Source organism: Acinetobacter sp. AOR01_HL, from assembly GCF_027855455.1.
Lineage (GTDB): Bacteria > Pseudomonadota > Gammaproteobacteria > Pseudomonadales > Moraxellaceae > Acinetobacter > Acinetobacter baumannii.
The window spans coordinates 112,337-129,911 of sequence record NZ_JAKTIM010000041.1 but is presented as its reverse complement, the minus strand read 5'-3'; the positions used below and the strand labels follow the sequence as shown (position 1 = coordinate 129,911).

Here is a 17,575-nt window from a genome sequence, read left to right as displayed (position 1 = left end):
ACCGGCAATACGATTCAGTATGGCTTAAACCGTGATCTGAATATTGACAGTGTAACGGCAGGGGACAGCAAGCTGGATACGAATGGTTTAACCATCGCTGGTGGACCAAGTGTGACCAAGACTGGTATTGATGCTGCAGGCAACACAATCAGTAACGTAGCAGCAGGCACCAATGCTACCGATGCAGTAAACAAAGGCCAGCTTGATGCATTAAGTACGTCAAGCAACAACAAGACTGATGCCTTGGGCAACAGCACAGCCAACAATCTGGGTGGTGGCGCAAGCTATGACAGCACTACAGGTGCAGTAAGCTCACCGACCTATACTGTGAATGGCAACAACGTCAATAACGTGGGCGATGCGATCACTGCATTAGACAAAGGCTGGACTTTACAAAGCAATGGTACCAATGCAGCTGCAGTAAAAGCTGGTGATACGGTAGACATTGGTACGGTTGCAGGTGAAACCAACCTGAACGTAACCAAGACCGGCAATACGATTCAGTATGGCTTAAACCGTGATCTGAATATTGACAGTGTAACGGCAGGGGACAGCAAGCTGGATACGAATGGTTTAACCATTGCAGGTGGACCAAGTGTGACTAAGACTGGTATTGATGCTGCAGGCAACACAATCAGTAACGTAGCAGCAGGCACCAATGCTACCGATGCAGTAAACAAAGGCCAGCTTGATCATGTAGATAATCGTGTAACACAGGTTACAAATACAACTGCAAGTATCTTTGGTGGTGGTGCTAAAGCTAATACAGATGGTTCAATTTCTAACCCGACTTATAATGTTGCAGGTACAAGTGCAAACAATGTTGGTGATGCTTTAACAGCACTTGATAAAGCAGTTACTGATGCAGGTACGGCAGCGAATGCAGGCTGGACAGTTTCAGCCAATGGTGATGCTGCGACTGCTAAAAAGATCAAACCAAATGGTAAAGTGAATTTTACTGGCGATGACAACTTAACTGTTGCTCAAAGCAGCGAAACTGATAATGAAGGTAATATCAAGGTCGCGCTGAACAAAAACTTGAAGGTTGATAGTGTTACGACTGGTAATACCGTTATCGATACGACTGGAGTAAAAGTTGGTGATAACGTCCAGTTAGGATCAACAGGCTTAATCATTGCTGGCGGTCCGAGTATCACTACTTCTGGAATTAGTGCTGGTAATAAAACGATAAGTAATGTAGCCGCAGGTGTTTCTTCTACAGATGCGGTAAACAAAGGACAACTGGATAGCGCAATAAGTAGCATAAACAATAATGTTGGTGCTCTTGCTAATAGTGCTGTGCAGTACGATAAAAATAGTGATGGATCAGTTAACAAAGACTCTATTACTTTAGCTGGCGGTGCTAATGGTACAACCATTAAAAATGTAGCAAATGGTACTGTAGCAGAAGGTTCTAAAGATGCTGTTAATGGAGGCCAGTTATGGACTGTTCAACAACAGGTCAATAAAAATACGGGCGATATTTCGAATCTTCAGACTGACATCAGCAATATTAACAATGGTAAATCAGGTTTAGTTCAGCAAGCTGATAAAGATGCAGCGATTACTGTTGGTAAAGATACTGGTGGTACTCAGGTTAATGTTGCTGGAACAGCAGGTGAGCGTACTGTGACTGGTGTTAAAGCGGGAGCAGTTACAGAGTCTTCAAAAGATGCAGTAAATGGTTCTCAACTTAATACAACAAATCAAGCACTTGTAAACTACTTAGGTGGTGGAGCAGGTTATGACAATATTACCCAAAGCTTCTCAAATCCAACATATAACGTAGGTGATCAGTCTTACCACAATGTTGGTGATGCGATAGGTGCATTGAATCAAGCTGACCAAACATTAAATACCAAAATTGATAATGTAAGTAATAAGCTTGAACAAGCATTCTATGCAACAAACCAACGTATTGATGATGTTGAGAAAAGAGCGAATGCTGGTATTGCTGCCGCGATGGCTTTAGAAAATGCGCCATTTGTTGCGGGTAAATACACCTATGCTGTTGGGGCTGCTTATCATGGTGGTGAAAATGCTGTCGGTGTGACCTTACGTAAAACTGCTGATAATGGACGTTGGTCACTGACTGGTGGTGTAGCTGCAGCTTCTCAAGGTGATCCAAGTGTTCGTATCGGTATTAGTGGTGTAATTGACTAATTTGACTAGGCGAGGAAGGCAAGGTCTTCCTCATTCTCCATTTCGAGAGTAAAAGTATGAAAAATACAGTTAAGGCGTTATTTATTGCTGTTCTTTCTGGCCTGGCAATGGTTGGTTATGCACAAGAAGAAGCAATATATCAAAGAAATGTCACGTTTCCTAAAGTATCAGATAGCTATCTTAAGCAAGTAAAACGTTATGAATACCAAGATGTTGCTCGTTTAGATACAGGACTAAATAAAGATCAAATTCGAGCTTTACTAGGCAATCCACAATTTAGTGAAGGGCTTTTTGCAGTAAAAGTTTGGAACTATGTGCTAGATATCCGTGTTCCCAACACACACCAGTACCAGCGTTGCCAGTTGCGTATTGATTTTGATAAGCACTATTTAGCAGAACGTTTATCTTGGAAGGGTGAAGTGTGTGAAGGTTTAGTTGTTTTGGGAGAAAATAATCAGGCACCAGCACATAGCACTGTGATTGCAGATCGTATAGCGAGTGTCCTATTTGCTTTTGACCGATTTGATGCAAGTGCGATTGAAGAAGGTACTAATAGCGTTGTGAAAATTGCTGAGCAAATTAAGAAAAGTCCAACAATAACTCCAATTATTGTTTCTGGATTCACAGACCCATTGGGTAAGTTTAGTTATAACCAAGAGTTATCATCTAAACGAGCGAATACGGTTGCCAAGTTACTGGTACAACAAGGTGTTGATGCAAGCCGTATACAAATACAGGCGAATAGCCAGACCGACATATACAAGCAGTGTAGTGATAACAATAGTTCACAACTTATTCAATGTTTAGCGCCAAATAGACGTGTTAATATAAGTTGGTAAAACGGTCTGTCACGGCAAAGTAACCATCCTTAGGGTGGTTACTTTTTCGTTTTTAAGGAGCTAAAAAAAGTAAAAGGATATATTGGAGATTTTATAAATTTTATATAAAAATTATCTTTTAAAATAATAAAAGTGCTGTGGAGTCAGTAAACCATCTAATGGTTGATCCCAACTTTGACGTTCTAAAGTGTGTTCAATAAATTGAAATTGATGTGCCAATCCTAAACGGTAAGGTTTATGCTTAGCACTTGCTAATGTACGATCATAATAACCACCACCCATACCAATACGTGTCCCATAGTGATCGCAAGCTAAAAGTGGCATAAGTAGCAAATCAAGCTGTGATACATGTTTTCCGCGAGTCGCCATAGGTTCTTTCATTCCCAATGGGTGATGAGAAAAACGACGACTTAAATATTGGTTTTTATTTATTTTTACCCATACTAAACGTTGGTTCATCGAACAAATCATGGGTAAATAAACTTGTTTGTTCTTTTTAAAACATAATTTGATAAGAAGATCGGTATGGATTTCACCAAAAGCATGCAGATATAAACCGATTTTTTTTGATGAATGAAAAATAGGAAGGTGATTTAGGTAATGTAAAACATTAAGCTGAGCCTGTTTTTGCTCAAATTGGGTTAAAGCTCGTCTTCTAGATCTTAAATTTTTTCTAATAAAACTTAATTCATTCATGGAGAAATCTAACAAAGATTTGAGGTCAGTCGAGTAAAATTATACCTGTTTTTCTATGGCTTCACCGAAATTTAAAAATTATTAAAAAGTAGTCTTCTAATGTATTAGACCAAGTAAAAATAGTTTTGTTGTTAGGAGAAACTATCTACATATAATTTTTTCTTTTTTACGTATTTACAGTATTTATTTACATTTAATCAGGATAAGTATATTTAAGGATGAATATGAAAATGTGAAATCTATGAAGTTAAAATTTTTAACAATGATGTTATGGGTGGCATTGCTCAGCGCATGTACGAAACAGGCAGAATCTGAGGCACCTCAAATTGATTATAAAGCTCAATTTGAAGAGTCGGACCGAAAAATTGGTGAATTTTTAGATCAGTTAGATAATCCAAATACCCCTCAAGAAGTTAAAGTTAAAATTTTATGTCATGACTATCCTGAGGTGTATAAAAAACAATACATGCCTGCATTAATAAAAGTTTCACCAAAACCGTACACTGAAGAAAAATTATTGTCAGATTTGAAAAGTGCAACTGACTACTATAAAGGGACTTTGGGGATAAAATGTAATGAATAATATTTGAATTAAATCACGATAAAAATTTAAAAGTGTGAATTGATTGGCATTATTTAGTTGTGCTAAATTTCTTCTGTTAATTACTTCAACTTTTCTCTGGATTTGAAATGCAGATCTTAAAATTTTTACAGAGTTTTAATACAGTCGGCACCTATTTAACACTTGCTTCCATCTTGCTTGTGGTCATGATCATTTATTTTTATGTAATTAATCCTGCATGAACATTTTGAAAGGAATAGGTCTTCTCATCTATTACTTTTTTAAGAACGGAAGATGAATAATAGGATAGGGATATGAAATTTAAAATATTATTATTAAGTTTTATTGCCACTGGTTGCTATGCTAATGAAAGTACAGCTGATCCGGATATTTGTAATATCGTAAAAAAGGTCGCTTATAACGTGATGGAAGCACGACAGCAAAAAGTACCAGCACAAGATTTACAACAAATTGCCGATGGGCTAGCAGATGAAAAAGCCAAGCAGCTTTATCAAGACTTAATTAGCTCAGCTTATGCTGCCAAAGTATTTAAGACAAGTTTCTTTAAACGCCAAGCAATTGAAGATTTTCAAGCAGGGTGGTATGAGGAATGTTTACGTAGAAATGAATAATAATTAAAAAATAATGAGTATTTAATTTTTAAGAACAACTAATTAGTTAAGAGAATAAAAAAATAGACTGACAGGTCTGTCTAGGTGTTTTAATTTGAAAATAAAATTCGAATTTATAGGTATTTATTTAAAAATAAATGCTCCGAAGATGCCGCTGCATGTCGTTACCCTTGAACCCTAAAGTTCAAGGTGGAGGTGACGCATACTTGCTGGGTTTCCTACTCGGGGTAGGCATACGCTCTAAATATGCAGAACACCATCCTAAAGAGATGATATCGGCTCAGGGGAATCAGACCGGCTGGCGAACATCCCAGAGACAGCTTTAGTATAACTGATCTGACTTCGTTGGCAATCATCTGAGCCTATCGAACTGTAAACTTACTTTGCGTTTGATGAAGCTTTATGCGAATTGTTTACACTATTTGTTCAACATCTTCCAAAATAGTCTGGAGTAAACGTTCACAATGCGCATATTCTTGCAAAGATTTATTTAAACTTAATACTTCTTGAGTAAGCTGTAGAGCTACCATGATGACAAGTTTATTATGCTCAACACGAGGTGCACTACGGCGCATATCGTTGAATTTTTCATTGAGAAGCTCAGCTGCACGTTCAAGCTCTTCTCTTTTATCAGAAGTCGTTGCAAGCCTAAAAGTTTGTTCAATCAGCCGAAGCTCTACCATGACTTGTTCACTCATGATTGTGTCTCCTCGCCAGCTTCAGCATTTGGATGAGCAAGTTGCTGAATTTCTTGCGCATGTTGATCTTGAGCAGTACCTAAAATTGCTAAACGTTGAATGATGGCTTCAACTTTTGCTTTGGCAAGTTCATTTTTTTGTAACAAACGGTCACGATCTTGCTGCAAGTCGTGTAACTCTTGTTGAGTTTGACGTTGCTGTGACTGAAGTTTTTCTTTGGTAACGCGTAATTCATTACGCTCTGCCAAAATTTCCTGAAAACGATTTTTTAAATCGGTCGTACTTTTTTCTAGGCGGCTGTAACGCTCTGCAAGTGTGTTAGCATCTTGATTCAATTGTTGAAATTGGCCTTGTAACTGAGTGAGTTGCTCAGTTAATGTCTCAATTTCCTCTTGTTTTTTAGTGATGATGCTATTTTTTTGCACAACTTGTGCGTGATGCTCTGTTTCAGCCAGTTCTTTAGCTTCCGAGAGAGCAGAATTTTCACTCTCTAGATGATGTAAGCGTGTTTTTAAAACGCCAATATGCGCTTGTAGACGCTGTAATTGTTCTAACATAACGAGGTCGCACAGAATTGCAATCAAAGGTAATATATACGAAGTATAGAGATTGGATAAACGAATGCAAGACGATATTTCAGGCTGGACAGAATGGAACGCTCATTTTGAAGGAATTGAAGAAATTTCAAGCCCTAGTGAGTTACATGGTTTATTAACAGGTATTGTTTGTGTGACAGAAGCGCCTACGCGTGAAGAATGGACACAAATCTTAACAACTCTTAATGTGCCTGAGTTAAATGAAGAAGCTTTAGCTCTTTTAACAGATGAAGCAGAAGATGTAGCACATGCATTATCGGAAGATGAATTGGACTATTTACCAATGCTTCCAGATGATGAACATCTTCTTCAAGACCGTGTACAAGCGTTGTCAGATTGGTGTGCTGGCGTTGTGCTCGGTTTTGGTTTGGCATCGGGACATGTTCGTACAGATGAGCGTGAATTGATCGAACATTTGCAAGATGTTGCAGCAGTAGAATTTGAAGACTCTGATAACGACGAAGAAGGCGAAAGCAGTTACGAAGAATTGTATGAATTTGTACGCCTTATTCCAGTGAGCTTATCTATTGGTAGAAAGAAAGTAACAGTGGCTGAAAGTTCATTGTTGAAAAACTTTTATGCAAAAAGTAAAACTTCTACTGTAGGCACCGCAGATCAAAATATTGTAGAAATGTTTACACCACATCGCCCAAGTTAATTGAGGCGATGTGTTATTGGCTGTGTTTAATTTTTTGACTTTAAAATTCTAAATCAAGTAGATCATTATGAAATTGCCTCAAGCTGATTTTCAACATCGCAGAAACCGTCTAGCAGAAAAAATGGGTCCAAACAGCATTGCGATTATTGCAACGCGTGAGGAAATGTACCGTAATCGTGATGCGGATTATAAATTCCGTGCCGATAGTAGTTTTTTCTATTTGACGGGTTTTGCAGAGCCTGAGGCAGTTGCTGTCATTGAAACCTTTGATGACGTTACTGACTATAGCTATAGTCTTTTTTGCCGTGAACGTAATCGTGAGATGGAAATCTGGAATGGTTATCGTGCGGGAATTGACGGCGCAATTGAAGAGTACGAAGCAGATGAAGCTTATGCAATTGATCTGCTTGATGAAGAAATTATTGAAAAATTATTAAATAAAGAGCGTCTTTATTATCGAATCGGACACAATGCTGCATTTGATGCCAGAGTAAGCCAATGGATCAAAAAAGCGAATGCCGAGCATCGTCATGAAGCCGCTCCAGCCCAGTTAGTTCAACTTGATCGCATTGTTGATGAAATGCGGTTAATTAAATCACCGCAAGAAATTGAGCTGATGCAAATTGCTTCAACAATTAGTGCTAAGGCACATACTCGTGCAATGCAAACTGTTCGCCCTGGTATGATGGAATATGCACTAGAAGCCGAGCTCAATTATATATTTGGGCAAAACGGCTGTGTGCCTTCTTACAACAGTATTGTTGGTGGCGGTGCCAATGCTTGTATTTTGCACTATGTTGAAAATAACCAAGCTCTTAAAGACGGTGATTTGGTCTTAATTGATGCTGCATGTGAATATGAGTTCTATGCATCGGATATTACCCGTACTTTTCCCGTAAACGGGAAATTTAGCCCTGAACAAAAAGCATTGTATGAGGTGGTATTGGCCTCTCAATATGCGGCGATTGATGCAGTACGTATAGGTAATTCATACCGTAAGCCTCATGAGGTTGCAGTCAAAATTTTAACGGAAGGCTTAGTTGATTTAGGTTTGCTCAAAGGTGAGGTGAGTGAGCTGATTGAAACCGAGGCATATCGTCAATTTTATATGCATGGTACAGGCCATTGGCTAGGTATGGATGTACATGATGTCGGTTCTTATAAAAAAGATGACGACTGGCGCCAATATGAAGAGGGCATGGTTGTTACTGTTGAACCCGGTTTATACATTGCACCAGATGACGAAACTGTAGATAAAAAATGGCGTGGTATTGGCATTCGTATTGAAGATGATATAGTCGCGACCTCAAAAGGCCCACGAGTTTTAACGGCCGATGTGGTTAAAGATATTGCAGATATTGAACATTTAATGGCGCAAGCTAAAGCATAATTAAACGTATTCGCCAAAGGAGCAAAACTCGATGCAACAACAAGTGATTATTGTAGGTGGGGGTATGGTGGGTTTAAGCCTTTCCCTCATGCTGGCGAAGGCTAATATCGCGGTAAAGCTATTAGAAGCTGTGAAATACCCAAACTATGATGATCAAAATGTTGCCCCTTATCATTCCAGTTTTGATGCGCGAAATACGGCTTTATCACGTCGTAGCGTACAGATTTATCAGAAGTTAGGGTTATGGGATGCCTTACAACAGCATGCCACTCCAATTTTGCAAGTTCACATTACTGAGCAAGGCAGTTTTGGTAAAGCTCGTTTAGTTGCAGAACAAGAAAAAGTGGAAAGCTTTGGGCAAGTCATTGAAAATGCTTGGCTTGGTCGTGTTTTATTAACTCAAGTACGCCAACAACCGTTGATTGAACTGATTGATGGCGTACAAGTGACTGCTTTAACTCAAGACGCTGAACAGGTACATATCGAAGCTCAGCGTGGTGATGAACTTTTAAAGCTTGAGTCAAAATTATTAATTGCAGCAGATGGGCGAGATTCTTTCTGTCGTCAAGCAATTGGTGTTGGTGTCGATGTCCACGACTATGATCAGGTTGCGATCGTTACGACTGTTCAGACTTCAAAACCGCATGAGCATGTAGGATTTGAGCGTTTTAGTGCATTAGGGCCTTTAGCTTTGTTGCCATTACCGGGTGAATACCGTCGCTCAGTGGTATGGCCTGTTAAAAAAGGCACTGAAGGTGAGTGGTTGGGCGAAGAAAATGACCAACACTTTTTAGATGCTTTGCAAAAAACTTATGGTGACAGAGCAGGTAAATTTGAAAAAACGGGTAAACGCTTTAGTTATCCGCTTTCACAAGTGCTTGCGCATAAACAAGCGGTTGGACGCGTTATTTTAATGGGGAATGCAGCGCATACAATCCATCCTGTTGCTGGGCAAGGTTTTAATTTATGTCTGCGTGATGCAGATGTATTGTTGCGTTATTTAGTGAACCAGTTAAGCGCATCTGATGATATTGGTAACCCAGATAATTTGCTTGCCTATGAACAAGCCCGTTTATCTGACCAGCAGCGAGTAATTAAATTCTGCGATACCGTAGTTCGGGGCTTTAGTAACCAAAACCCATTATTAAAATTAATCCGTAATACGGGATTAATTGCATTTGATGTCATTCCGGGTGTGAAGCCACTGGTAGCAAACTATGCAATGGGGTTAAAAGCATGAGTGAAGTGTTAGATGTCGTCATTGTTGGTGGTGGACTAGTTGGTGGCTTAACTGCTTTATTACTTGCACAAGGTGGTGTACAGCCTACCGTGCTTGATGCTGCCCCTGTACTTGATGTTGAAAAAACATTAAGCGTGATGAATCCACGTGTTTTAGCACTTAGCCAAGCGACGATTCATTTACTTAAAACAGTCAATGTTTGGGATGATCTGGCACGTCAAATGCCTTATACAGGCATGCAAGTGTGGAACTTAAATGGCTATGGTGAAATTAATTTTGGCCATGAGTCTGTACAAAGACCAATGCCAGAGCAAGCCTTGGGTTCTATGGTTGAGCCAAGTGTATTGAATGTTGCTATTCAACAAAAAATGCTTGAGCAGTTAACAGATTATCGTACTCAAGTCCGCGTGACACGTATTGAACAAGGTGTTGGATGTTGGCATATTCAATTGGCAGATGGCGCGACACTTAAAACTAAACTGCTTATTGGTGCTGATGGCGCCAATTCATTTGTACGTGAGCAAGCCTTTATTGATCTAGATGTACTAGATTACAAACAAGCAGCGATTAGCTGTGCGATTAAAACGTCTAAGCCTCATCATTATGTTGCTCGGCAAATCTTTTTACCTACTGGACCTTTGGCATATTTGCCGATGGCGAGTCTTGAAGAAAGTGAAAATGGCTACTGGCAGTCCATTGTCTGGACACTGCCAGATGATTATGCCGATGAATATTCGGCTTTAAGTGATCGCGAGTTTATGCAGCTTTTAACTCGAGAAAGCCAACATATGTTGGGTGAAGTGTTAGATGTTCGTTCAAGAGCACAATTTCCATTAAAAGCGCGCGCTGCAAAACAATACGTTAAAGCTGGCCTAGCCCTAATCGGTGATGCAGCTCATGTGATTCATCCACTTGCTGGACAAGGGGTGAATATTGGTTGTTTAGATGCAGCGGTACTCTGTGATGCACTACTGCATGATTTAGGTCGTGGTGTATGGGCGCATGAACAAACCTTAATGCGTTATGAACACCGCCGTAAAGGACAGAATGATGCGATGATGCATAGTATGTCGGCAATTGGTTGGCTAGAAAGCAGTGAGCTATTTCCATTGATTTGGGCCCGGAATGTGGGACTCAAGCAAGTTGAACAAATTTCGTTCTTAAAAGAGCGTTTTATGCAACAAGCAAATGGTTTAGGGGCTTTACAAAACACCCAGTATAGTCGTTAAAATAATTACGAAGTTTATGCTCTACTGATCTAAATAAATATCAGTAGATATTTTTTAAACAATCATTTATATATCATTACCAATTCGGTCAGAAAAGATACGGATTTGACCAATTTGGCTCTTTGCTAAATGCAAAGAGATTGCTAAATTTCTGAGGTCTTGAAGACCATAGCGATGATGCAATACAAATCATTGTGGGGAGTGTAAAAATGACAGATATCAATGATTATGAAGATGCAGAAGATTCTGCTGTAGATGAAGATGAAGCCAAAGCGGCTGAAAGTGGCGCAGCTGATGAAGAAGCAGGCAACTTAACTGATGCCGATCTTGCAGAAGCAGAAACGCTTACTGTAACTGCGAAACAAAAACAACGCCAAGCGTTGGAAGATGAAGTCGCTGCGTTTTTAGCTCGTGGCGGAAGAATCACAGAAGTTCCACCAGATGAACATAGCGATCGTTAATATTAAAAAAGCATCACTTGAGTGATGCTTTTTTATTGCCCGTTTTATGATGATTTAAAGATGGTTTTGTAGTTCTTTTAAAATGCCGCATTCATCTACTGTACGGTCGGTAGAGCAGTGTTGTTTTAAATCGATTAGGGTTTCTTTTAAAAGCAATAGACGTTCAATCTTTTCCGATACTTCTATCAAGTATTTATTCACCAAATTATCAACTTCCGTACAAGCCCGTTTCGGCTGAGCTTTCATTTCTTTTAGCGTTTTAATATCACTGAGAGAAATATCTAATTCACGGCAATGTTTAATAAATAATAGGTCTGCGAGTGTTTGATCTGTGTAAACACGATAATTATTTTCTGAGCGCTGAATGCGGTCCAGCACACCTACTTTTTCGTAATAACGAATAGTATCGATCGGGACATCCGCTTTTTTTGATAATTGACCAATAGAAAGACTCATAAGACTTGACTCTGGAGCTACTCAAGGGTTTTTAATCACTATAAAAGAGTTTTTGAGGAAATAAAATGGCTGGATGTGGATGTGCTTCAACCTGCTCTCCTACAAAGAAAGCAAGCCCGCGCTTTAGAAAAGCCTTATGGATTGCTCTTGTAATTAATGCACTCATGTTTGTCGTTGAAATAGTCGGCGGTTATAAAGCCCAATCTGTTTCATTATGGGCAGATGCATTAGATTTTGCTGGAGATGCTGCAAATTATGCTCTGTCTTTAGTCGTGCTTTCGATGAGCCTTTACTGGCGTGCAACCGCAGCACTTGTTAAGGGTATAACGATGGCCGCTTTTGGGTTCTTCGTTATTGCAAAAGTCGTTTGGTCATTTTTTCATGGCGTTTCACCTGAACCGATGGTCATGGGGACAATTGGGGTAATCGCTTTAATTGCTAACGTTTCTGTTGCTTTAATGCTTTATGCATACCGCGATGGCGATGCCAATATGCGCTCTGTCTGGTTGTGTAGTCGAAATGACTCTATCGCTAACATTGCTGTTGTTTTGGCTGCTGTAGGCGTGTTTGGAACAGGCACTATATTTCCGGATTTATTCGTAGCCTTTGTTATTGCATATTTAGGTGTATCTTCGGGTTACGCTGTGATTAAGCAATCATTACAAGAAAGAAAACAATCAAAGTTAATGTTGGGTTCAGAAGCTTAATCTTGATTGCATAAAAAAGTACCATGCTTACATGGTACTTTTTTGTTTTTGAATGCATTAGATGAGAAGTGATATTGCGATACTCCACATAACGCAACCAATCATGAAATCTAAAATTTTCCAAGCTTTTGGATTGATAAATAATGGTTTTAGAAATCTTGCACCATAGCCTAGACTGAAAAAGAAGATCCAAGAGGCAAGAATGCTACCTAAGGCAAAACTGATTTTATCTTCTAGCTGTGTCGCAACCGAACCAATCAGTACAATGGTATCTAAATAAACATGTGGATTCAGCCAAGTAAAGGCAAGACAGGTTATAAGTGCTTGGGTTAAAGTCTGCTTTTGGCTGCTATCAAGCTCCATGCCTTGGTTAGTTTTAAACACGGCATAGAAGGCTTTTGCACCGTAGACGAATAAGAACGTTGCCCCTAAATATTTAGCGACTGTGATTAAGATGGGTGATGCTGTCATAATTTCGGCAAAACCTAATACACCACAGGCGATTAAAATTGAATCGGACAGGGCACAAATTAAACATAGCCAAAATACATATTGCTGTTTAAGCCCTTGCTTTAGAACAAAAGCATTTTGGGCACCAATTGCTACAATTAGGCCGCTACCAATACCTAAACCTTTAAAAAACACACTCAGAGAAAGCATAACCATTAAGCAGAAACAAATCAGATGGGGGAATTATCTGACTTTTTATTAAGAAATAAGTAAAATTAAGAATATTTAGGTTTGGCTAAAAATAATTTAGGTTTTGTATGTTAGATAGTAAGCAGTGTGAAGCTTTTCTGGCGGTTGCAGAAGTCGGGAGTTTTGATGCGGCAGGAGAGCACTTATGTATAACTCCCTCTGCTGTATCACTACGTGTACAAGCGCTAGAAAAATATTTAGGTCAGATTTTAATTATACGTGGCCGTCCTTGTGTACTTACACAAGCAGGGCAAACCTTACTCCAGCATTTACGTCATACAAGGCTAATGGAGCAAAATCTATTACAAGGCTTAATGGGCAAATCATCCGACTCAGAATTTTATAAAATTGCGTTGGCTTCAAATGCAGACTCATTAGCAACTTGGCTTTTACCCAGTATTCAGCAAACACTTTTTAAAGAAAAAATAGTGTTAGAGCTAAAAATTGATGATCAATCACACACGCATACTTTGCTAGAAACAGGGCAGGTCAATGCATGTATCACAGCAGAAGAGCAGGTGATGGCAGGCTGTTTAGCTCAGCCTCTTGGTAAAATGCGCTATAAAATGCTGGCATCGGCCGAGTTTGTAAATCGGTGGTTTAGTGGTGGAATTAACCGAGAAGTTTTAAGAAAAACACCGGCGGTTATTTTTAACCATAAAGATTTAATGCATTCAGAGGTTTTATTAAAAGGATACGGTTTACCAATGCAGAGTTATCCTTATAGTTTTATTCCGGCAACAGATGCTTTCGTTAAAGCAATTCAACTAGGTTTAGGTTATGGCATGGTGCCTGAGCTTCAGGTTCAACCATTACTCGAAAATGGAACACTTGTTGATATTATGCCTGAGGCTCAACTTGATGTTCCTTTATATTGGCATCACTGGAAAAGACAGTCTAAGCAACTTGATGTACTGACTGAGACCATTGTTGAATCAGCAAAACAGATATTAAGATAATTTTAGATCTTAGTTTTTAAATGACGATTTAAAATGTGTTGAATATAAAACTCTATATCTTGTACTGAGTAACCTAAAAGTTGTCCGATTCTACGGTCGAGTTCTAGGCGCTCTTCAAGTTGAGTTGCTTTTAATGACCTTTCAATACATAACATGAGTTCATTCAAATCTGCTAAAGACGCATCTTTATAGATCAACATAATTGAAAAGGGGAGAGACAGAGAAGTTTCAATGTCTTTACTGATCATAGATAAAGACCCTTGTTCAAGAGGCTTTATAAATTCAATGGGTAATAACTCATAAAAATAAGCGATAGGTTTTTTGCCTGAAAGTAATAATTCTAGTTCTTGTCCTTCATGCGGGCCAAGTTTTCCAAGTGATTCAGTCATATCAATACTCTTATTTTTTATCTTTAATATTATTATGCAAAATTTATGCGAGGTGATGACATAGGCGTTGGTCATCACCGTTTAGTTAATAAATTAAGATTGTGTTAACTCAAGCGCACGTTGATAAGCGACTTTTTTCTTAATACCCGTTAAATCAGCAGCCAGTTGAGATGCTGCTTTAACTGATAAATCTTGAAGTAAGCGCTTTAAAAGTTCATCTAGTTTTTCTTGTTCCAGATCGGTTTTTTCTGGTGCACCGCCAACTACAAGAACAATTTCACCTTTTTCTTGGTTATGGTCATTTTCAATAAAACTAACCAAATCTTTTAAGGTCATTTTTTTGATTGTTTCAAATGTTTTGGTAATTTCACGCGCGAAGCCTACAGGGCGGTTTTCACCAAATACTTCAGCCATATTTTTTACGCATTCTAAAATACGATGTGGCGCTTCATAGAAAATTAAGGTTTGAGTTTCATTTTTAAGCTTTTCGAGTTGCGAAATACGTTGAGAAGCCTTTGATGGTAAAAAGCCTTCAAAACTAAAACGGTCACTTGGTAGACCTACAGCACTTAAAGCAGCAATTGCAGCACATGCACCCGGTACAGGTACAACCCTAATACCATTTTCTTGAGCAGCACGAACCAGTTTAAACCCAGGGTCACTAATAAGTGGTGTGCCTGCATCACTAATCAAAGCAATATTTTCACCAGCAAGTAGCTTTTGAACTAACTGCTCAATTTTGTTGCTTTCATTATGGTCGTGGCATGCGGTAAGTGGGGTAGATATATTATAGTGTTTGAATAATTGAGCTGATTGGCGTGTATCTTCGGCAGCAACAACAGAAACTGATTTTAAGATATCAATTGCACGGAAAGTCATATCATCTAAGTGCCCGATTGGGGTGGCTACAACAAATAACTGAGCACTCATTTGGTTTTTACTCCGTACAGATAAACAATTTTAATGGGTTAGTGTACCCGAAATTATGTTTTTGGCGTGAACAATGTCAGTAGGCTTTTTATTTTTCGAAACATCTGCTTTTGATTTGTTCAATTCAAAAATAAAAAGGTATAGAACCGGCATTAACAGTATTTACATTTTTAATTGGGGAAACAAAAAAATTATGTTAGTTGCACAGCAGTTGGGCCAATGGGCGGAACAAACAGCACTAAAACTTTTAAAAGAACAAAATTATGAATGGGTCGCCAGTAATTATCATTCACGCCGTGGAGAGGTCGATCTGATTGTAAAACGCGGTAACGAATTGATTTTTGTTGAGGTAAAAGCGCGAGGGCAGGGAAATTATGGTCAAGCTTGTGAAATGGTGACCTTGAGTAAACAGAAAAAAATAATTAAGACGGCGATGAGGTTTTTACAGCGCTACCCATCTTATCAGGATTTTTATTGTCGTTTTGATGTGATTTGTTTTGATTTTCCACAGAAAATTGCAAAAACAGTACAGCAAGACTTTTCGAAATTCCATTATGATCTGCAATGGATCGAAAATGCATTTACTTTGGATTAAGAGTTCATTACTCTTTTGAGCAAATTAAAGACCGATGTTTTATGATCAAGCCAAGAAGAGATTGATAGGAGTCTGGTGGAGTGTTGAAACGTATTGCTGTAACAGCGCTTTGTGTCGCAAGTTTGTCAGGTTGCGCAAGTTTTATTTCTGGTGGAACAGGTACAGCTCCAGTTGGAACAGATAGTGGTGTACGTAGCTTAGGCCAAGTATTTATTGATTCTTCAATTAAGCGTACAGCGAATATTAACCTCTATAAGCTTGATCAGCGTTTTAAACAATCTCGTATTAACATCGAAAGCTTCCATAGCACAGTATTGTTAACTGGACAGGTGCCGGACCCATACTTAAAACAGTTGGCAGAAGACAACGTTAAGGCCATGAGTGATGTGAAAGCCGTACATAACTATATTACGGTGGGTAACAAAGTAAGCTATAACACGATTATGCAAGATGCTGGGGTAACTGCAAATACACGTGCTTTATTAATGAAAGCGCCAGTAGTATCGGACAGTAAAGTACTGGTCCATACCGAAGATGGTGTTTTATATGTGATGGGTCGTTTAAACACAGCTGAAATTAATGACTTAAACAATGTGCTTCAAAATGTCGGTAACGTGACTAAGATTGTAACGCTCATTGATAATATTGATTTAGCGCCTGCTCCGGCAGCGAGTACTGCCAGTGCAACAACTACACCAGTAATTAATAACGTTCTTGCTCAACCAACAGTTCAAACTCCTGTTGCAATTGATCCGGACCAAACAGATCCAGCATCTTCTGCACAATAAAATATGAACCTGATTGAACAATTACAAAGCAAAATTGAGCAGGCGAGAACTCTTTATAAAGAGTTCCGTCTGTATGATTTGGGGAGCTTTGCTTTAAACCGTTTTACACCAAAAGATGGTTTTGAGCAGGTTTTAAATGTGCGTTATGGCTTAAAGCCTCGCCATCGTCTAGATATTTATCGTTCTACTAAGCGCTTAGCTCATCGACCACTCATTGTTTTTGTACATGGTGGTGCTTGGCAACATGGTAATAAACGAGACTATTTATTTATAGGTGAAGCGTTTACGAAAGAAGGTTATGACGTTGCTGTCATTAACTATCAGCTCGCACCAAAGAATATTTTTCCAAGTTATGTCGATGACTTAACACAAGCGTTAAACTATTTACACCAGAACCAAGAAAAATTGGAAATCTCGACAGAGAATATTGTGCTTATGGGACATTCGGCAGGTGCATTTAATGTGATGTCTGCTGTTTATCACCCAAAACCAAATACAATTCAGTGTTTAGGTAATATTAAAGCAATTTTTGGTTTGGCAGGTCCTTATCATTTTGATTATAAAGGTGATCCGCTTGCCGAAGATGCTTTTGATCAAAGCATTTCTTATAAAGAAGTGATGCCATATTATTTTGTAAATCAAAATCATATTAAGCATTATCTGCTCATGGCTGAAAATGATCAGCTTGTAAAAAAAGAAAATACCTTTGATCTTGATCAGGCACTTAGACAAAGCGGAAATCACAGTCATATCGCTGTGATTCCTAAAACAGGTCATATTACAATTTTGGCTAGTTTATCGAGTTTTGTAAGTCATTACTTCCGAACTAAACGGACCATTTTGCACTTTCTGGATGAAGTATTTTAAAACATCAGTTCGAGAGCGCAG

At 38.8% G+C, this 17,575-nt stretch carries 22 protein-coding genes and 1 other RNA gene; 15 read left to right on the top strand and 8 right to left on the bottom strand.

The window, feature by feature from the left end:
* Nucleotides 1–2,163 (top strand): YadA-like family protein (locus MKL62_RS13185; protein WP_270899775.1); only part of this gene is annotated, 2,163 nt, incomplete at its 5' end.
* 56 nt (nt 2,164–2,219) lie between these two features.
* On the top strand, nt 2,220–3,002 hold the full coding sequence (tpgA, locus tag MKL62_RS13180) for a trimeric autotransporter adhesin/peptidogylcan-associated protein TpgA (RefSeq protein WP_005129300.1): 783 nt from the start codon (nt 2,220–2,222) through the stop codon (nt 3,000–3,002).
* Between the two features lie 111 nt (nt 3,003–3,113).
* Here the strand turns inward: tpgA and MKL62_RS13175 are convergent, their stop codons facing one another.
* Nucleotides 3,114–3,698: a 5-formyltetrahydrofolate cyclo-ligase gene (locus tag MKL62_RS13175; protein WP_001004365.1), complete on the bottom strand. Its 585-nt coding sequence runs from the start codon at nt 3,696–3,698 to the stop codon at nt 3,114–3,116.
* Nucleotides 3,699–3,939: 241 nt separating this feature from the next.
* On the opposite strand from MKL62_RS13175, the gene MKL62_RS13170 reads away from it, so the two are divergent.
* The 3 genes from MKL62_RS13170 (at nt 3,940) to MKL62_RS13160 (ending at nt 4,892) form a co-directional block, all read left to right on the top strand.
* Nucleotides 3,940–4,281, top strand: coding sequence for a hypothetical protein (locus tag MKL62_RS13170; protein WP_005129298.1), 342 nt, complete (start codon nt 3,940–3,942; stop codon nt 4,279–4,281).
* Nucleotides 4,282–4,388: 107 nt separating this feature from the next.
* Nucleotides 4,389–4,502 carry a hypothetical protein gene (locus tag MKL62_RS13165; protein ID WP_001166305.1) on the top strand — a complete coding sequence of 38 codons (114 nt, stop codon included), beginning with the start codon at nt 4,389–4,391 and terminating at the stop codon, nt 4,500–4,502.
* 72 nt (nt 4,503–4,574) lie between these two features.
* Nucleotides 4,575–4,892, top strand: coding sequence for a hypothetical protein (locus MKL62_RS13160; RefSeq protein WP_000669361.1), 318 nt, complete (start codon nt 4,575–4,577; stop codon nt 4,890–4,892).
* Between the two features lie 135 nt (nt 4,893–5,027).
* Here the strand turns inward: MKL62_RS13160 and ssrS are convergent.
* From ssrS to MKL62_RS13145, 3 genes are all read right to left on the bottom strand, one after another.
* A non-coding RNA gene (gene ssrS, locus MKL62_RS13155) (6S RNA) lies at nt 5,028–5,212 on the bottom strand.
* Nucleotides 5,213–5,305: 93 nt separating this feature from the next.
* Nucleotides 5,306–5,590 carry a cell division protein ZapA gene (locus tag MKL62_RS13150; protein WP_000003719.1) on the bottom strand — a complete coding sequence of 95 codons (285 nt, stop codon included), beginning with the start codon at nt 5,588–5,590 and terminating at the stop codon, nt 5,306–5,308.
* Entirely contained in the window at nt 5,587–6,147 is a 561-nt protein-coding gene (locus MKL62_RS13145) for a hypothetical protein (protein ID WP_000893185.1), read from the bottom strand. Before MKL62_RS13145 ends, MKL62_RS13150 begins: the two co-directional genes overlap by 4 nt.
* 64 nt (nt 6,148–6,211) lie before the next feature.
* Here MKL62_RS13145 and MKL62_RS13140 point away from each other — a divergent pair, with 64 nt between their 5' ends.
* The 5 genes from MKL62_RS13140 (at nt 6,212) to MKL62_RS13120 (ending at nt 11,164) form a co-directional block, all read left to right on the top strand.
* Complete coding sequence (locus MKL62_RS13140; protein ID WP_001150153.1) at nt 6,212–6,844, top strand: UPF0149 family protein; 633 nt, start codon at nt 6,212–6,214, stop codon at nt 6,842–6,844.
* Nucleotides 6,845–6,911: 67 nt separating this feature from the next.
* Nucleotides 6,912–8,234 (top strand): Xaa-Pro aminopeptidase, encoded by a 1,323-nt coding sequence (gene pepP / locus MKL62_RS13135; RefSeq protein WP_005129295.1) that lies wholly within the window; start codon nt 6,912–6,914, stop codon nt 8,232–8,234.
* Nucleotides 8,235–8,265: 31 nt separating this feature from the next.
* Nucleotides 8,266–9,474 carry an FAD-dependent monooxygenase gene (locus MKL62_RS13130; protein ID WP_001187367.1) on the top strand — a complete coding sequence of 403 codons (1,209 nt, stop codon included), beginning with the start codon at nt 8,266–8,268 and terminating at the stop codon, nt 9,472–9,474.
* Nucleotides 9,471–10,703, top strand: coding sequence for an FAD-dependent monooxygenase (locus MKL62_RS13125; RefSeq protein ID WP_000005679.1), 1,233 nt, complete (start codon nt 9,471–9,473; stop codon nt 10,701–10,703). Before MKL62_RS13130 ends, MKL62_RS13125 begins: the two co-directional genes overlap by 4 nt.
* 209 nt (nt 10,704–10,912) lie before the next feature.
* Nucleotides 10,913–11,164 (top strand): hypothetical protein, encoded by a 252-nt coding sequence (locus MKL62_RS13120; protein WP_000129799.1) that lies wholly within the window; start codon nt 10,913–10,915, stop codon nt 11,162–11,164.
* A gap of 54 nt (nt 11,165–11,218) precedes the next feature.
* Here the strand turns inward: MKL62_RS13120 and MKL62_RS13115 are convergent, their stop codons facing one another.
* Nucleotides 11,219–11,620 carry a MerR family transcriptional regulator gene (locus MKL62_RS13115; protein ID WP_000058922.1) on the bottom strand — a complete coding sequence of 134 codons (402 nt, stop codon included), beginning with the start codon at nt 11,618–11,620 and terminating at the stop codon, nt 11,219–11,221.
* A gap of 65 nt (nt 11,621–11,685) precedes the next feature.
* Here MKL62_RS13115 and MKL62_RS13110 point away from each other — a divergent pair, with 65 nt between their 5' ends.
* Entirely contained in the window at nt 11,686–12,327 is a 642-nt protein-coding gene (locus MKL62_RS13110) for a cation efflux transmembrane domain-containing protein (protein ID WP_000896581.1), read from the top strand.
* 57 nt (nt 12,328–12,384) lie between these two features.
* Here the strand turns inward: MKL62_RS13110 and MKL62_RS13105 are convergent, their stop codons facing one another.
* Nucleotides 12,385–12,987 carry a LysE/ArgO family amino acid transporter gene (locus tag MKL62_RS13105; protein WP_031945831.1) on the bottom strand — a complete coding sequence of 201 codons (603 nt, stop codon included), beginning with the start codon at nt 12,985–12,987 and terminating at the stop codon, nt 12,385–12,387.
* A gap of 107 nt (nt 12,988–13,094) precedes the next feature.
* Here MKL62_RS13105 and MKL62_RS13100 point away from each other — a divergent pair, with 107 nt between their 5' ends.
* The gene (locus tag MKL62_RS13100; RefSeq protein WP_000887357.1) at nt 13,095–13,985 is read left to right on the top strand and encodes a LysR family transcriptional regulator ArgP; all 891 of its coding nucleotides are present in this window, start codon (nt 13,095–13,097) and stop codon (nt 13,983–13,985) included.
* A gap of 2 nt (nt 13,986–13,987) precedes the next feature.
* On the opposite strand, the gene MKL62_RS13095 is transcribed toward MKL62_RS13100, so the two are convergent.
* Nucleotides 13,988–14,374 carry a hypothetical protein gene (locus tag MKL62_RS13095; RefSeq protein ID WP_005129287.1) on the bottom strand — a complete coding sequence of 129 codons (387 nt, stop codon included), beginning with the start codon at nt 14,372–14,374 and terminating at the stop codon, nt 13,988–13,990.
* A gap of 93 nt (nt 14,375–14,467) precedes the next feature.
* On the bottom strand, nt 14,468–15,304 hold the full coding sequence (gene rsmI / locus MKL62_RS13090) for a 16S rRNA (cytidine(1402)-2'-O)-methyltransferase (protein WP_001275992.1): 837 nt from the start codon (nt 15,302–15,304) through the stop codon (nt 14,468–14,470).
* A gap of 193 nt (nt 15,305–15,497) precedes the next feature.
* Here rsmI and MKL62_RS13085 point away from each other — a divergent pair, with 193 nt between their 5' ends.
* From MKL62_RS13085 to MKL62_RS13075, 3 genes are all read left to right on the top strand, one after another.
* Entirely contained in the window at nt 15,498–15,899 is a 402-nt protein-coding gene (locus MKL62_RS13085; RefSeq protein ID WP_000959396.1) for a YraN family protein, read from the top strand.
* Nucleotides 15,900–15,979: 80 nt separating this feature from the next.
* On the top strand, nt 15,980–16,687 hold the full coding sequence (locus tag MKL62_RS13080) for a BON domain-containing protein (protein ID WP_000919363.1): 708 nt from the start codon (nt 15,980–15,982) through the stop codon (nt 16,685–16,687).
* A gap of 3 nt (nt 16,688–16,690) precedes the next feature.
* Nucleotides 16,691–17,554 carry an alpha/beta hydrolase gene (locus tag MKL62_RS13075; protein ID WP_001048902.1) on the top strand — a complete coding sequence of 288 codons (864 nt, stop codon included), beginning with the start codon at nt 16,691–16,693 and terminating at the stop codon, nt 17,552–17,554.
* Nucleotides 17,555–17,575 lie beyond the last annotated feature (21 nt).

What these genes read in the sequence shown, in the direction of transcription:
- tpgA (WP_005129300.1), top strand. Translation starts at nt 2,220, where the DNA reads ATGAAAAATACAGTTAAGGCGTTATTTATTGCTGTTCTTTCTGGCCTG.
- MKL62_RS13175 (WP_001004365.1), bottom strand. Translation starts at nt 3,698, where the DNA reads ATGAATGAATTAAGTTTTATTAGAAAAAATTTAAGATCTAGAAGACGA.
- MKL62_RS13170 (WP_005129298.1), top strand. Translation starts at nt 3,940, where the DNA reads ATGAAGTTAAAATTTTTAACAATGATGTTATGGGTGGCATTGCTCAGC.
- MKL62_RS13165 (WP_001166305.1), top strand. Translation starts at nt 4,389, where the DNA reads ATGCAGATCTTAAAATTTTTACAGAGTTTTAATACAGTCGGCACCTAT.
- MKL62_RS13160 (WP_000669361.1), top strand. Translation starts at nt 4,575, where the DNA reads ATGAAATTTAAAATATTATTATTAAGTTTTATTGCCACTGGTTGCTAT.
- MKL62_RS13150 (WP_000003719.1), bottom strand. Translation starts at nt 5,590, where the DNA reads ATGAGTGAACAAGTCATGGTAGAGCTTCGGCTGATTGAACAAACTTTT.
- MKL62_RS13145 (WP_000893185.1), bottom strand. Translation starts at nt 6,147, where the DNA reads ATGTTAGAACAATTACAGCGTCTACAAGCGCATATTGGCGTTTTAAAA.
- MKL62_RS13140 (WP_001150153.1), top strand. Translation starts at nt 6,212, where the DNA reads ATGCAAGACGATATTTCAGGCTGGACAGAATGGAACGCTCATTTTGAA.
- pepP (WP_005129295.1), top strand. Translation starts at nt 6,912, where the DNA reads ATGAAATTGCCTCAAGCTGATTTTCAACATCGCAGAAACCGTCTAGCA.
- MKL62_RS13130 (WP_001187367.1), top strand. Translation starts at nt 8,266, where the DNA reads ATGCAACAACAAGTGATTATTGTAGGTGGGGGTATGGTGGGTTTAAGC.
- MKL62_RS13125 (WP_000005679.1), top strand. Translation starts at nt 9,471, where the DNA reads ATGAGTGAAGTGTTAGATGTCGTCATTGTTGGTGGTGGACTAGTTGGT.
- MKL62_RS13120 (WP_000129799.1), top strand. Translation starts at nt 10,913, where the DNA reads ATGACAGATATCAATGATTATGAAGATGCAGAAGATTCTGCTGTAGAT.
- MKL62_RS13115 (WP_000058922.1), bottom strand. Translation starts at nt 11,620, where the DNA reads ATGAGTCTTTCTATTGGTCAATTATCAAAAAAAGCGGATGTCCCGATC.
- MKL62_RS13110 (WP_000896581.1), top strand. Translation starts at nt 11,686, where the DNA reads ATGGCTGGATGTGGATGTGCTTCAACCTGCTCTCCTACAAAGAAAGCA.
- MKL62_RS13105 (WP_031945831.1), bottom strand. Translation starts at nt 12,987, where the DNA reads ATGCTTTCTCTGAGTGTGTTTTTTAAAGGTTTAGGTATTGGTAGCGGC.
- MKL62_RS13100 (WP_000887357.1), top strand. Translation starts at nt 13,095, where the DNA reads ATGTTAGATAGTAAGCAGTGTGAAGCTTTTCTGGCGGTTGCAGAAGTC.
- MKL62_RS13095 (WP_005129287.1), bottom strand. Translation starts at nt 14,374, where the DNA reads ATGACTGAATCACTTGGAAAACTTGGCCCGCATGAAGGACAAGAACTA.
- rsmI (WP_001275992.1), bottom strand. Translation starts at nt 15,304, where the DNA reads ATGAGTGCTCAGTTATTTGTTGTAGCCACCCCAATCGGGCACTTAGAT.
- MKL62_RS13085 (WP_000959396.1), top strand. Translation starts at nt 15,498, where the DNA reads ATGTTAGTTGCACAGCAGTTGGGCCAATGGGCGGAACAAACAGCACTA.
- MKL62_RS13075 (WP_001048902.1), top strand. Translation starts at nt 16,691, where the DNA reads ATGAACCTGATTGAACAATTACAAAGCAAAATTGAGCAGGCGAGAACT.